The organism is Terrabacter sp. LjRoot27, assembly GCF_964254175.1.
In the GTDB taxonomy this organism is placed as follows: Bacteria; Actinomycetota; Actinomycetes; order Actinomycetales; family Dermatophilaceae; genus Terrabacter.
Genome location: NZ_CAXUSS020000001.1, coordinates 2,161,672 through 2,175,331, shown reverse-complemented (window position 1 = coordinate 2,175,331; position 13,660 = coordinate 2,161,672). Strand labels below are relative to the sequence as shown.

Below are 13,660 nucleotides of genomic sequence, written 5' to 3'. Positions count from 1 at the left end.
CTCGCGTCGAGCAGCGCTCCCGGTTCGTGGCCTTTCGACGTGACGGGATTTGCCGTAACTCATATATGAGTTAGCCTCGTCGTCGTGCCTCAGACCTACCTGACCCGGATCGGCGGACTCATCCGCGACGCGCGACGCCACAAGGGGATGACCCAGTCGGACCTCGCAGAGCTCCTGGGGACCTCCCAGGGCGCCGTGACCCGCATCGAGCAGGGCAAGCAGAACCTCAGCCTCGACATGCTCGCCAAGATCGGCGACGCGCTCGACTCCGAGTTCGTCTCGCTCGGGCACTCCGGACCGCAGCACCTGCGCATCGTCGGCGGCCAGAAGCTGACCGGCTCGATCGACGTCAAGACGTCCAAGAACGCCGCCGTCGCCCTCCTCTGCGCCGCTTTGCTCAACCGCGGTCGCACCACCCTGCGCAACCTGGCCCGCATCGAGGAGGTCAACCGCATCCTCGAGGTGCTCGCCTCCATCGGCGTCAGGACGCGCTGGCTGCCCGAGAGCAGCGACCTCGAGATCATCCCGCCGGCCGTGCTCAACCTCGACGACATCGACGTCGCGGCCGCACGCCGCACGCGCACCGTCATCATGTTCCTCGGCCCGCTGCTCCACGAGCACGAGTCCTTCCAGCTGCCGTATGCCGGTGGCTGCGACCTCGGCACGCGCACCGTAGAGCCCCACATGGCCGCGCTGCGGTCGTTCGGTCTCGAGGTCACCGCGACCCACGGCTTCTACGAGGCGCGGTCCGACCGCTCCGTCGGACCGGAGCGGGCCATCGTGCTCACCGAGCGCGGCGACACCGTGACGGAGAACGTCCTCATGGCCGCCGCGCGCCACCCGGGCACCACGGTGATCCGCAACGCGAGCCCCAACTACATGGTCCAGGACCTCTGCTTCTTCCTCGAGAAGCTCGGTGTCCGCATCGACGGCATCGGCACGACGACCCTGACGGTCCACGGCGTCGCCGAGATCGACGTCGACGTCGAGTACTCCCCCAGCGAGGACCCCATCGAGGCGATGAGCCTCATCGCCGCCGCCGTCGTCACCGACAGCTCCATCACGATCCGCCGGGTGCCGATCGAGTTCATCGAGATCGAGCTCGCCACCCTCGACGGCATGGGGATGAAGTACGACCTGACGCCGGAGTACACCTCGGCCAACGGCAAGACGCGCCTCGTCGACCTCACGACGATCCCCGGTCCGCTCCATGCACCGATCGACAAGATCCACCCGATGCCCTTCCCGGGCCTCAACATCGACAACCTGCCGTTCTTCGCGCTCATCGGCGCCGTCGCCGAGGGCAGCACGATGATCCACGACTGGGTCTACGAGAACCGCGCGATCTACCTCACCGAGCTGACGAAGGTCGGCGCCAAGGTGCAGCTGCTCGACCCGCACCGTGTCATCGTCGAGGGCCCGACCCGCTGGCGCGCGGCCGAGGTCGTGTGTCCGCCGGCCCTGCGTCCCGGCGTCGTCGTGCTCCTCGCGATGCTCGCCGCACCGGGCACGTCGGTGCTGCGCAACGTCTACGTCATCAACCGTGGCTACGAGGACCTCGCCGAGCGCCTCAACGCCCTCGGCGCGACGATCGAGGTCTTCCGCGACATCTGACCCGGGTCCCAGGAGGGGCCGGCGGCCGGCTCGTTCAGGGCGGCCGCCGTCTCGACCAGGTCACGCAACGTCTCGACGAACCGGGCCGCGGGCGCACCGTCGACCACCGCGTGGTCGAAGCTCAGGGTGAGCGGCAGCATGGGTCTGGCCACGACGACGCCGTCGACGACGACGGGCCTCTCGACCACGGCGCCGACCGTGGCGATGATGGTGAGCGGTGCCAACGGGATCGCCCAACCCCACCCGTGGGTGAACATCCCGATCGACGTCACTCCGACCGCCGGGCCGAAGGTGGCCGACACGGCCGGCCGCCTCGCCACCAGCCGGAGCGCCGTGCGCCGGAGCGGACCGGGCAGGCGCACCACCAGGGCGACGAGTCCTCGCGCTGGATGCTCCAGGGCCGGTCCCGTCTTGGCCTCGTGCAGCATCCGCGTGATCTCGAGGCAGTCCAGCCGGTCCGCGCCCCGCACGACCACGATGTCGAGCACGGGCCGGCCCTCCCCCGACCGCTCCACCGTTGCGCCGATGTCGACGCGGTCGAAGGTGATGACGCGGCTGCCCGACATCCGGGCGTTGAGCTCCGGGTGCGCCGCCACGGCCCGGGCCACGCTGGCGACGACGAAGGCGGTCCAGGTCACCGGCTCCGGCGCCGTGCGGATCCTGGCTCGGGCTTCGCTCACGTCGAGCTCGACGAGCGCGTGCACCTGGAACCGTCGGCCGGCTCCCGCCAACCGGTCGAGCACCGGGCGGCGGTCACGAGGGACCCGCTCGACCACGTAGCCCGGGTCGGGGCCTCGGCCCGCGGTCACCGGAGGTCCTTCCAGAAGGCACGCTCCCAGGCCCGGGGGTCGTGCACGACCGACGACGTGGTGTCGAACCGCATCGTGGCGCGTCCGTCGCGTTCGTAGGCGGGCCAGCCCGGGTCACCGGTCGTCGCGAACGAGATCCACGCCGAGTGCATCGTCCGCGCCAGCTCCTGCGGCGGGTCCGGTCCGAGCAGCGGTCCGAAGAGCGGCGCGTCCGGCCGCGCCGTGTCGAAGACGAAGGGGACCTCGAGCGCGTGGACCGCTCCGAGTCCCGGCGCCGCCCAGGCGAACTCGTACATGTACGTGCCGGTTCCGACGCGGGCGCGTCGGACGTGCGCGTCGGCGAGCCGGATGGCGGGGATCCGCATCCACCAGTCGGTCTGGACCGCAGCCAGCAGGTCACCCGGGACTGCATGCGGGTAGCGCTCCCGGTAGGCCCGCAGCGCGGCCTGCGCCTCGAGTCCATACGCCTCGAGGCACTGGTACCCGTGGGCGCGCACGGCGCTGGTCAGCACCTCGTCCGTGATCCCGGCGAACGCGCCGCTCACCAGCAGCCAGAGCCGCCAGTCCTCGGTGTTGGTGCCGACGACGACGTCGACGTCGCGGGCCGAGCCCGCGGCGATCAGGTCGATCGGTGGTGCAGGGAGCACCACTCCGTCGACGACGGGCTGCCACGGCATCGTGCTCGTCACCAGCGCCGGGCCCCAGCGCTCCGGGTCCGGGTGGGCGAGCAGGTCCTGCTTCTGCTCGGCTTGCGCTGCCAGCAGCCGCGCGACGCCGGCCCCGGCAATCGCGTCCCGGACGGGAGGGACGCCGAGCCGGTGGGCGAGGTCGTGGGCGATGCGCAGGGCGTCCTCGGGCTCGCTCACGTGGTGCCCGGCGCCGCTCTGCAGGATCGCCCGGCGGAACAGGCCGGCAGCACGCGGCATGGCGAGCAGGCAGCCGATGCTCATCGCGCCGGCCGACTCCCCGAACACGGTGACGTTGCCCGGGTCGCCCCCGAAGGCGGCGACGTTGTCACGGACCCACTCGAGAGCCGCCACCTGGTCGAGGAGGCCGAGGTCGGCGATCCCGTCGTCGAGGTAGAGGAATCCCTCGGCCCCGGGCCGCCAGTTGAGGACGACGCAGACGACGCCGTCCCGGGCGAAGGCGGTCCCGTCGTACGCCGCGGTCGAGCTCAGCTCGAACATCCCGCCCTGGATCCACACCATCACCGGCAGACCCGCTGCCCCCGGATCCGGCGTCCAGACGTTGAGGTTGAGGCATTCGGTCGACGGGTCCCCGCGCACGACCGCCCCGAACGCCTCGCCGATCTGGTCCCAGTCCTCCGCGGCTCCGGCGACGGGGCCGCCGGTGCGCGGGGGCGCGACCTGCGGTGGCTCCGCTCCGGGGCGGGTGGCGTCGCGCACGCCGTCCCACGACGCATGGGGTCGCGGTGGTCTCAGCCGGTCGGCACCCACGGGCGGGGCGGCATACGGAATGCCGAGGAAGGTGTGGATCCCGTCGGTGACGACGCCGCGGACCGATCCCCGGTTCGTCCTGGCCACGGTCTGCACCTCTTCAGCGTCCGCGCGTCGGCACCGCCGCCGCCAGAGCCGAAGGTCCCGGCCCGTCTCGACCCGTCCGGCGGTTCTCGGGACGTGACGCGTCTCCACATGGGTTGGGACGTTTTGTGTTCGTCCACCACACAGGTGGCCCGGACGCCCCTACCTAGTCTTCCCGCATGGCCGACGCCCGCAACGACGCACGCGACGACGCCCCGGACCGCCTCCAGCGCGGCTCCCTGGCGGTCAACGAACCCATCGACCTGACCGGGCGCACGGCCCTCGTCACCGGCGCCGCCAGCGGCATCGGGGCGAGCGTCGCCCGGGCTCTCGCGGCCGCCGGCGCCAAGGTGCACGCCGTCGACCGGGACGAGGCGGGCCTCGCCGCCCTCGCCAAGGGTTCGGGCGTCGCGACCATCGCGGCGGACCTCGCGGACCTCGACGCGCTCGCCGACCTGCCGAGCGAGGTCGACATCCTCGTCAACAACGCCGGCATCCAGCACGTGAGCCCCATCGAGGACTTCCCGCTCGACCGCTTCGACTTCATCCTCGACCTCATGCTCACCTCGCCGTTCCGGCTGATCCGGCAGAGCCTCCCCCACATGTACGACCGCGGGTGGGGCCGGGTCGTCAACATCTCGAGCGTCCACGGCCTGCGCGCCAGCGCCTTCAAGGCGGCCTACGTCACGGCCAAGCACGGGCTCGAGGGCCTCTCGAAGGTCGTCGCCCTCGAGGGTGCCCCGCACGGCGTCACGTCGACGTGCATCAACCCGGCCTACGTCCGCACCCCCCTCGTGGAGAAGCAGATCGCCGACCAGGCCCGCACCCACGGCATCCCCGAGTCCGAGGTCGTCGAACGCATCATGCTCGAGCCCGTGGCCGTCAAGCGACTCGTCGAGCCCGACGAGGTCGCCGCACTGACGCTCTTCCTCTGCGGACCGGCCTCCGGCTCGATCAGCGGCACGTCCTTCTCGATGGACGGCGGCTGGACCGCCCACTGACGACGCCTCCCCGCCCACCCCGTCCCGACCCGCCTAGGATCTGCCCGTGGCCACCCGTAGCGAGACGTCGACGGCCGAGCAGGTCATCCACCTGCTCGAGCTGCTGGCCGCCGACGCCCCGGTCGGCGAGATCGCGGCAGCCGACGCGCCGGCGGAGGCCCGGGACCTGGCGCTGCGCATCACGAGCGCCCGCGAGGTGCACCAGCACCGCGAGGCCGGCCTCGCCGCCCTGCTCGACACGGCCCGTGAGCTCGCGACCGAGAGCGACCCCGGCTCCGTGCTCGACGCGATCGTCCGCCGCGCCCGCCGTCTCGTCGGCACCGACCTCGCCTACCTCACGCTCTACGACCCCGAGGCCGGCGACACGTTCATGCGGGCCACCGACGGGTCCGTCTCGGCGGCGTTCCAGTCCGTACGTCTCGCCCTCGGCGCCGGCCTCGGAGGTCTCGTCGCCTCGACGCACAAGCCCTACTGGACCGCCGACTACTGGGCCGACGAGCGCTTCCGCCACACGAACGCCATCGACGGCGCCGTGGGCGAGGAGGGCATCATCGCGATCTGCGGCACGCCGCTCATCGTCGAGAAGCACTTCGTCGGCGTGCTCTTCGCCGCCAACCGGTCCTCACGCCCGTTCACGCGCGAGGAGGTCGGCCTCCTCGGCAACCTCGCCACCCTGGCCGCGGTGACCCTCGTGCAGACGCGCGCCCTCGCCGATGCCGAGAACGCCCTGGCCGCGCTGTCGGACGCGCACGAGACGGTCCGGCAGTATGCCGAGGGCGTCGAGAAGGCAGCAGCCGCCCACGACCGCTTCGCCTCCCTCGTCCTCGGCGGCGGTGGCGTGGACGACATCACGCACGCCCTCGCCGAGCTGCTCGGCGGGTGGGCCGTGCTCGTCGACGAGAACGGCCACCGCCACAGCTCCTCCGGCCCGGCGCCCGAGCACGACCCCGCGGGAGGTGACCCGTTCGCCGCGCTCAACGCCCTCCCCGGCCTCGCCGCCGGTCGCCTCGTCGAGCGGGACGGCGTGTACGCCGTCGCCGTCACCGCGGCTCGCGAGCGGCTCGGCACGATCTACGTCGGGGGCCTGACGCTCAGCGACTCGGACCAGCGCACCGTCGAGCGTGCCGGCGTCGTCACGGCTCTCGTCCTGCTCTTCGAACGCCAGGCTGCCGACGCCCGGCAGTCAGCGCGCAACCGGCTCGTCAGCGACCTCGTCAGCGCGCGCGGTTCCCGCGAGGAGCGCCTCGCGCTGTCGCGCGCCGTGGGCTTCGACCCGCAGCGGCCCTTCTGCCTGCTCGTGCTCCGCGGCGACGAGCCGACCGGACACCGGGCCCTGCTCATCTCCGCCAGCGCCGCGACCGGCGAGGCCTCGCTCGTCGGCTCCCACGACGGCGACGTCATCGCTCTCGTGCCCGGCACCGACCCGGACGGTCTGGCCCGCGCCGTGGCCGCCCGAATCGGCGAGCGCACGTGCGTCACCGTGGCCGGCGTCGGTCCCGTCACCGACGTCGACGGGATCAGCGAGGCGCACGAGGAGGGCCATCGCACCGTGGGCGCGCTCATCGCCCTCGGCCACCGGGGCAAGGGCGCCGCGGCGACGCAGCTCGGCTTCGCCGGGCTCATCGTGGGCTCCGCACCCGACGTCGACGAGTACGTCCGCAAGCTGCTCGGGCCCGTCCTCGACTACGACGAGCGGCGCGGCACCGACCTCGCCGGGACCTTGGCGGCATACTTCGCCGCGGGCGGCAGCCCACGGCACGCTGCGGGCACGCTCCACGTGCACGTCAACACCGTCTCGCAGCGGCTCGAACGCATCGCGGCCCTGCTCGGGGAGTCGTGGCAGCACCCCGACCACGCGCTCGAGCTGCAGATCGCGCTGCGCCTGCGGTCGCTGCAGGCCCCGGCCTGACCGCCGCCGTCCCCGTCAGCGGTCCGTCAGCGGTCCGGTCGGCAGAAGGGTCGACGGGACGGGTCACCGGACCGGTGAGACCTCCGGGAACGTCCACGTGCCGTCGAGGACCTCGGCCCGCGGGCGGTAGAGGCGCACGAGGTAGTTCCACCCCTCCTTGATGCCGAGGCAGTTGGGTCGGCCGTCGCCACACCCGCCGAGGTGCACCGTCACGGAGCCGTCCGGATCTCGCTCTGCCGTCAGGTTGTTGAGGCTGACGCGGCTTCCGTCGTCGTCGAAGTAGCCGTCGCCGTTGTAGACGCTGACGGACCAGAAGCCGTCCACGGGGACGTCGCGCACCGTCAGCCGGTACTCCCCCACGGGCAGTCCGGGGTCGACGTTGACGTAGGTCGCCTCCTCGGACGGGAGACCACCCCAGCCGGCAGCGGTGCCGATGAGGTGGCGCACCGGGTCGACGTCCTGCCGTGCGCCGAACGCGCGGTCGAACCCAGGGTAGCCCTTGGCCAGCTCCAGCAGCGCCGACCGCGTCCGGTCCAGGGAGTCCTGGTCGTGGTCCGGCGCCGTGAACGGGCGCGCCGAGCGGGCCGAGAGGTCGATGGCGTCCTGGACGGCGTTGACCGCGGCGACGTCGGCGGGGTCGGCCGGGTCGACGAGCGTCCGGATCGCGACGCACACGAAGTCGGTGTCGAACCGGTCCGTCGTGAGCTCGTGCGGGCCCGGGTCGTGGAACACGGCATCGACGTAGTGGTCGCGGTTGACGACCATCGCCGAGAGGTAGCGGTCGCCGGCGTCGGGGAGCGTCAGGACGGCGCCGCCGGTGATGTCGACGATGGCCGAGCTGTAGAGCGTGTCCCGGTTCATCCGGATCACCGGCTGGTGACCGAGCGGCGTGGGCACCCGTGAGTGGTTGAGGCGGTTGACGCCACCGGCGTCCCTGACGAGCGCGGTGAACATCCGGTCGGTCTCCGCGCGGGCGAAGGTGTCTGCGTTGACGTGGGTCCCGGTCATGACGGCAGGATCAGCCGCCGCGCGGGGTCGGGACATCACCCGCAGACGGTGAAACTCCCGGCTCTCGCGGTCAGCCGACGAGGAGACGGTCGACGGCGTCGGCGACCGCCGCGACGCCGCGGTCGCCGAGGATGACGTCGTAGTGGTTGGCATCGACACGGGTCGTCCGCACACCGTCCGGCAGCTGCAGGGCCGCCAGCCGTGACTCGTCGTAGAGCCCTTGGGGCTCGTCGAGCAGCCCTCGCTCGGCCCACACGAGCTCGGCCCGGACACCCTGCCCGACCGCGGTCGCGAGACCCGCGTGCGTCTCCCGGTCGGCCATGACGTCGGCGCCGTCGGCGCGCACGGCCTCGAGCACGCACGTGCTGCGCCACTGCCCGTCCGCGGGGTCCTGCACGAGGTCGTGCTCGATGTAGGCCCGGGCGGCGTCGCCACCCGGCCCGTGCAGCACCGGCCCGAGGGCGGGGTGCCCCGACCAGAAGTCGAGGTATGCCGTGGGGTCGGCGAAGCGCATCGTCAGCCGGTCCATGGCCGGCCCGATCACCGACTGGAGGGCGGAGTCGACGTCGAGGTCGTCGGGCACGGGGAAGGCGAGGCCGCCGTCGACGAGCACGGCCGCCGGGAACCGCTCGGGGTGCCGGGCTGCGGCGAGGGCCGCGACGAAGGCGCCCATGGAGTGGCCGACGAGCACCGGGGCCGAGCCGAACACGGTGGCGATGGAGGTGAGGTCGTCCACGTGCGTGCCGAGACCGTAGGGTCCGGGGGCCGACCGGCTGTCACCGCGTCCGCGCAGGTCCGGCGCCAGGAAGCGGACACCGCCGGGCCCGTGGCGCCGGCCGACCTCGTCGGCGACCCGGCGCCACGACAGGCCGTTGGCGGTGATGCCGTGGACGGCGAGCACGACGGGCGCCTCGGGAGGAGGGGTGCCGAGGCTGAGGTCGTGGATGGCGAGGCTGCCCTCGGGCAGCTCGATGACGAACGCGGACGGTGTGGTGCTCATCTGGACCCTAACCTCCTGATCAGTCTGCCGCCGAGCCCGGTGAGGCCCGACGGAGCGAAGTAGACCACGACGACGAAGAAGACGCCGAGGATGAAGAGGGGCTGCGACAGCACCTGGCGGACGACGACAGGCAGGTCCTGCAGGAACGCGGCGTTGCTCACCTCGACGAGCCGGGCGTCGGCGTAGGTGTAGAGCACGCCGCCGAGGAGGGCACCCCAGCGGCTGCCGGCGCCGCCGAGGACGACCATGACGAGGAGCGAGAGGGTGAACTCCGAGGTGGTCAGGTGCGGGTTCGAGCCGCCGAGCACGAGGGCGTGGACGACCCCACCGAGGGCGCCGAGGAACGAGCCGACGACGATGGCGAGGAGCTTGACGCGGTAGGTCCCGAAGCCGAGGACGGACGCACGCTGCTCGTTCTCGCGCACGGCCGCCATCGCGTGCCCGGCTCGCGACCGCACGAGGAGCGTCACGACGACCCAGGCCACGACGACGAAGCCCAGCGCCAACCAGTACCGGTAGGGCGCGTTGGCCACACCGACGAGCAGGTCCGGCACGGCGTCGCGGTCGAGCGGACGTCCCTCCTCGCCGCCGGTCACGCCGCCCGGGTTGCGCATGACGATGATCGAGGCGGCCTGGGCGAACGCCAGGGTCACCATGGCGAACGCGATGCCGCCGACGCGCAGGGCGATCCCACCCACGACGAGGGCGAGCAGGGTGGACAGGGCCAGCGCGACGAGCACCGCGACCGGAAGCGGCAGAGCCCACGTCGAGAGCGAGATCGTCAGCAGGTAGCTGCCGGACGCGACGAAGAGGGCGTGCCCGAAGCTGAGCAGCCCCGTGCGGCCGAAGAGGACGTCATAGCTCAGGGCGATGCCCCCGACGACGAGGCAGGTCGCGAGCAGCTGCATCGCGCCGGGCCCGTTGACCCGCCCCGGCAGGATGCCCGGCAGCTCGACCGGCAGGTAGGGCAGGTAGCCGAGCACGGTCAGGCCGACGACGACGGGCAGCGCCCGCAGCACGCGGCGCGCGACGTGGCGCCCCTCCCGCGACGCCGAGGGCGGCGTCCCCGTCGCCTCGTCCTTGCCGTCCGGTGACACCGAGGGCGGGTGCGGGTGCGTCAGGTGGTCCGTGGGCGACGTCATGCCGTCGCTCCCTTCAGGGAGGTCGGTCGGAGCAGGAGCACGAGCGCGAGGAGCAGCACGACCGACAGGTCGCCGACCCCGCTCGCCGCGTAGTAGTTGGCGAGCTGCTGGACGAGCCCGACGACGACGGCTGCGACCGCGGTGCCCGTGAGCGACCCCATGCCGCCGATGACGACGACGATGAAGGCGAAGATGAGCAGCGAGCCGCCCTGCGCGGGTGAGACGGCCCCGGCGTACTGCGAGTAGAGCACCCCGGCGAGACCTGCCGCGGCGCCGCCGAGGGCGAAGACGGTGGTGAAGGTCCGCTGCACGTTGATGCCGAGCGCCTCGACCATCGTCCGGTTCTCGACGCCGGCCCGGATCACGAGGCCGAGGCGGGTCAGGTGCAGCAGCGCGAGCAGCCCGGCGAAGAGCGCGAGGGCGACGAGCACGTAGACGAAGCGGTCGTTGGGCAGCCGCGCGCCGAGGACGTCGGTCGTCCCGCTCATCCACAGCGGCTTGTCGACCGGACGAGGGTCGGCACCCCAGATCCCCTGTGCAGCAGCCACGCCCGCCAGCGAGAGACCGACCGTGACGAGGACCTGCTGGATGTGGTGGCGGTAGAGCGGCCGGATGAGCACGACCTCGACGACGAGCCCGACCACGGCTCCGACGGCCACCGCCCCGAGGATGCCGACCCCGAGGCGGGCGGCCACGGGCCACGCGGCCGGCAGGGCACCCATGGTCAGCCACGCGGCGTACGCCCCGGCCGTCATGAAGACGCCGTGGGCGAAGTTGAGCACGCCCATGAGCCCGTAGATGAGGCTGAGCCCGCTCGCGGCGATGAAGTAGAGCGCGCCGAGGCCGAGGCCCGTGACCAGGAGCAGGACGAGGTCGCTCATGCCGCGCCCTCCCGTCGCATCGAGACCCCGAGCAGCTCGCGCGTCAGGTCCGCGTCCGCGACGAGGTCGGCCGCGGCACCGCGGTGCACGACCGACCCGGCGTCCAGGACGACGACCCGGTCCGCGATGCGGCGCACGAGCGGGAGGTTCTGCTCGACGAGCAGGATCGGGGTGGTTCTGGCCACCTCGGCGAGCACGTCCGCCACCTCGGTGACGAGCTTGGGAGCGAGCCCCTTCGTGGGTTCGTCGACGAGCAGGAGGGCGTTCTCGCGGAGCAGCACCCGGGCCAAGGACACCATCTGCTGCTGACCACCCGAGAGCGTGCCGGCACGCTGGCCACGCCGGGTCACGAGGTCCGGGAAGAGCCGGGCCACGACGGGCGCGTCCACGCCACGGTCGGGGTCGACGAGGCGCAGGTTCTCCTCGACGGTGAGGCCGCCGAAGACCTCCCGGTCCTCGGGGACGTAGCCGATGCCGCCGCGGACGATGCGGGCCGTGGTCTGGCCCTGGATCTCCCTGCCCTCGAGCAGGATCCGGCCGCTGCGCGGGGCGAGTCCGATGATCGACCTCAGGGTCGTCGTCTTGCCCACGCCGTTGCGGCCGAGCAGCGCCGTGACACCGGTGGCGGGCACGTCGAACGACACGCCCTGGAGGATGTGGGACCCGCCGTAGCGGACGTGGACGTCCTCGAGCGTCAGCACGGGAGCTGGCGGCGACGACTCGGGTGCGGACGGGTTGCGTTCGGTCACAGCGCTTCTCCCAGATAGGCCTGCTGGACACGCTCGTCGGCGGTCACCTCGGTCGGGGCGCCGACGGCGAGCAGCTGCCCGTGGTGCAGGACGGCGACGCGGTCGGCGAGTCCGAGCACGACGTGCATGTGGTGCTCGACCATCGCGACGGCGACTCCCGAGTCGCGGACCTCGCCGATGATCTCGCTCAGGCCGTCGACGTCCTCGGCGGACACCCCCGCCATCGGCTCGTCGAGGAGGAGCACCGCGGGCTCGGAGGCGAGCGCCATCGCGAGCTCGAGCTTGCGACGGTCGCCGTGCGAGAGGTCACGGGCGAGCGTGGGCGCGCGACCCGGCATACGCACCCGGGTGAGGAGGGTCTCGATGGCTCCTGACGACGCCGAGCCGGCGGCGCGGAAGGGTGAGAACGCCGCCGAGCATGAGGCCTGGATGGCGAGACGGACGTTCTCCCCTGCCGTCAGGCCGTCGAAGAGCGCCGACGTCTGGAAGGAGCGCGCCAGCCCCAGGCGCGCGCGCCGCGTGGCGCTCGCCCCGGTGACATCCTTGTCCTGCAGCGTGATCCGGCCGGCGGACGGCTTGGTCACCCCGCTGAGGATGTTGACGAGCGACGACTTGCCCGCGCCGTTGGGGCCGATGATGCCGAGCAGCTCACCGGCCCCCACGGTCAGGGAGACGTCGTCGAGGATCTGGGCGCCACCGACCTTCCAGCCGACGGCCTCTGCGCTGATCACGACGGAGGGTGTCCGATCACTTGAAGGGGGTGACGGGTGGTGCGACGGTGGCCGCGTCGAGCGTGTCGACGAGCTGCGGCACGACGTTGCTGCCGTCCTTCTTCAGGGTCGCCGTGAACATCGGCTGCAGGAGCGCGTGGTCCTCCGCGCGGATCTCGAGCGAGCCCTTGGGCCCGTCGAACGTCCAGCCCTCGAGGGAGGTCACCATCTTCTCGACGTCGTCACCACCGGCCTCCAGCGCGTGGACGATCATCTGGCCCGCGACGAAGCCGTCGGTGGTGAAGAGGTCGACGCTCGCACCCTGCTTCTTCAGGCCCGCGTCGAGCGCCTGGTAGGCCGCGTTGTCCGCGGCGCCCTCGAAGAAGTGCGAGAGGAAGTTGATCTTCGTCGCGACCTCGCCGAAGAGCGCGTGGGTGGCCTTGATGTCGAGCCCGGTGACGACCTTCGTGGAGTCGAAGACGCCCTGCTGGCCGAGGGTGGTCCACATCGCTGTCGCGTTGGCACCGGCCCAGGCCACGAAGAGCAGGTCGGGGGCGGCGCCCTTGACCTTCGTCGCGAACGGGGTCAGGTCGGTCGCGGCCGAGGGGACCTCGACGGCGCTGACCGTCGCGCCCTTGGCGCCGAGGATGGCCGTGACGGCGGCGATGTTGGCCTTGCCGAAGGCGCTGTCCTGGGCGAGCACCGTCACCTTCTTGCCCTTGACGTCGCCGAGGATGGTGCCCGCGGTCGCGACGTCCTGGTAGGTCTGGCGACCCGACCGGAAGGTGTAGCGGTTGGCGCCGGTCACGGCGTCGGCGGCGGCCGGCCCCGAGATGAAGAGCACCTTGTTGTCCTTGGCCAGCGGTGCGACCTGCAGGGCCACGCCGCTCGACGTCGATCCCGCGATGATCGTGTTGCCCTGCCCGATGAGGTCGGTCGCCGACGCCACGGCCTTGGCCGGGTCACCGGCATCGTCCTGCTCGGTGATCTGGATCGTGTGGCCCGCGACCGCACCGGTGCCCTTGGTGGCGTAGTCGATGCCGGCTGTGAGGCCCTGGCGGTACTGCTCGCCGTAGCTGGCCAGCGGGCCCGACTTGGAGTAGACGAGTCCCACCTTGTACGGGGCGCCGGCACCACCCGAGGCAGCCCCGGTGCCGTTGTCGGCAGCCGGCGCACCCGGCTGGCCGGGAGAGCCGCAGGCTGCGACCGACAGCGTGATCATGGCGCTCGCGAGCGCGAGACTCCACCGCTTGGACACCGATGTCCTCCACCTCTGGCGGGCGCTCGCGCCTTTGC

12 protein-coding genes are annotated in these 13,660 nt (G+C 72.3%); 3 read left to right on the top strand and 9 right to left on the bottom strand.

The annotated features are described in order from the left end of the window. The first annotated feature begins 84 nt into the window (after nucleotides 1-84). The gene (locus tag ACSQ2D_RS10200; RefSeq protein ID WP_435985840.1) at nucleotides 85-1,614 is read left to right on the top strand and encodes a helix-turn-helix domain-containing protein; all 1,530 of its coding nucleotides are present in this window, start codon (nucleotides 85-87) and stop codon (nucleotides 1,612-1,614) included. Here the strand turns inward: ACSQ2D_RS10200 and ACSQ2D_RS10195 are convergent. Together ACSQ2D_RS10195 and ACSQ2D_RS10190 are read right to left on the bottom strand one after the other, a co-directional pair. After that, nucleotides 1,548-2,423 (bottom strand): 2-oxo acid dehydrogenase subunit E2, encoded by an 876-nt coding sequence (locus tag ACSQ2D_RS10195; RefSeq protein ID WP_435985839.1) that lies wholly within the window; start codon nucleotides 2,421-2,423, stop codon nucleotides 1,548-1,550. The two genes, ACSQ2D_RS10200 and ACSQ2D_RS10195, sit on opposite strands and share 67 nt — an antisense overlap. After that, a complete protein-coding gene (locus ACSQ2D_RS10190) occupies nucleotides 2,420-3,967 on the bottom strand; it encodes a carboxylesterase/lipase family protein (RefSeq protein ID WP_435985838.1) in 1,548 nt (515 codons plus the stop codon). The genes ACSQ2D_RS10195 and ACSQ2D_RS10190 overlap by 4 nt, the downstream gene beginning before the upstream one ends. A gap of 176 nt (nucleotides 3,968-4,143) precedes the next feature. On the opposite strand from ACSQ2D_RS10190, the gene ACSQ2D_RS10185 reads away from it, so the two are divergent. Both ACSQ2D_RS10185 and ACSQ2D_RS10180 read left to right on the top strand, forming a co-directional pair. Further along, nucleotides 4,144-4,965 (top strand): 3-hydroxybutyrate dehydrogenase, encoded by an 822-nt coding sequence (locus tag ACSQ2D_RS10185; protein ID WP_435985837.1) that lies wholly within the window; start codon nucleotides 4,144-4,146, stop codon nucleotides 4,963-4,965. A 46-nt stretch (nucleotides 4,966-5,011) separates the two neighbouring features. Continuing rightward, nucleotides 5,012-6,874, top strand: a complete 1,863-nt coding sequence (locus ACSQ2D_RS10180) for a helix-turn-helix domain-containing protein (RefSeq protein ID WP_435985836.1) — start codon at nucleotides 5,012-5,014, stop codon at nucleotides 6,872-6,874. 63 nt (nucleotides 6,875-6,937) lie between these two features. Here ACSQ2D_RS10180 and ACSQ2D_RS10175 read toward each other — a convergent pair whose 3' ends face one another. The 7 genes from ACSQ2D_RS10175 to ACSQ2D_RS10145 all read right to left on the bottom strand — a co-directional run bounded on the left by ACSQ2D_RS10175 (nucleotide 6,938) and on the right by ACSQ2D_RS10145 (nucleotide 13,622). Then, nucleotides 6,938-7,882 (bottom strand): DUF1254 domain-containing protein, encoded by a 945-nt coding sequence (locus ACSQ2D_RS10175; RefSeq protein ID WP_435985835.1) that lies wholly within the window; start codon nucleotides 7,880-7,882, stop codon nucleotides 6,938-6,940. A 70-nt stretch (nucleotides 7,883-7,952) separates the two neighbouring features. Next, nucleotides 7,953-8,882 carry an alpha/beta fold hydrolase gene (locus ACSQ2D_RS10170; RefSeq protein WP_435985834.1) on the bottom strand — a complete coding sequence of 310 codons (930 nt, stop codon included), beginning with the start codon at nucleotides 8,880-8,882 and terminating at the stop codon, nucleotides 7,953-7,955. Further along, nucleotides 8,879-10,024 (bottom strand): branched-chain amino acid ABC transporter permease, encoded by a 1,146-nt coding sequence (locus ACSQ2D_RS10165; protein ID WP_435985833.1) that lies wholly within the window; start codon nucleotides 10,022-10,024, stop codon nucleotides 8,879-8,881. The genes ACSQ2D_RS10170 and ACSQ2D_RS10165 overlap by 4 nt, the downstream gene beginning before the upstream one ends. Beyond that, nucleotides 10,021-10,905, bottom strand: coding sequence for a branched-chain amino acid ABC transporter permease (locus ACSQ2D_RS10160; protein WP_435985832.1), 885 nt, complete (start codon nucleotides 10,903-10,905; stop codon nucleotides 10,021-10,023). Before ACSQ2D_RS10160 ends, ACSQ2D_RS10165 begins: the two co-directional genes overlap by 4 nt. Continuing rightward, the gene (locus ACSQ2D_RS10155) at nucleotides 10,902-11,654 is read right to left on the bottom strand and encodes an ABC transporter ATP-binding protein (RefSeq protein WP_435985831.1); all 753 of its coding nucleotides are present in this window, start codon (nucleotides 11,652-11,654) and stop codon (nucleotides 10,902-10,904) included. The genes ACSQ2D_RS10160 and ACSQ2D_RS10155 overlap by 4 nt, the downstream gene beginning before the upstream one ends. Next, a complete protein-coding gene (locus ACSQ2D_RS10150) occupies nucleotides 11,651-12,385 on the bottom strand; it encodes an ABC transporter ATP-binding protein (RefSeq protein WP_435985830.1) in 735 nt (244 codons plus the stop codon). The genes ACSQ2D_RS10155 and ACSQ2D_RS10150 overlap by 4 nt, the downstream gene beginning before the upstream one ends. 16 nt (nucleotides 12,386-12,401) lie before the next feature. Next, nucleotides 12,402-13,622, bottom strand: a complete 1,221-nt coding sequence (locus tag ACSQ2D_RS10145) for a substrate-binding domain-containing protein (protein ID WP_435985829.1) — start codon at nucleotides 13,620-13,622, stop codon at nucleotides 12,402-12,404. Nucleotides 13,623-13,660 lie beyond the last annotated feature (38 nt).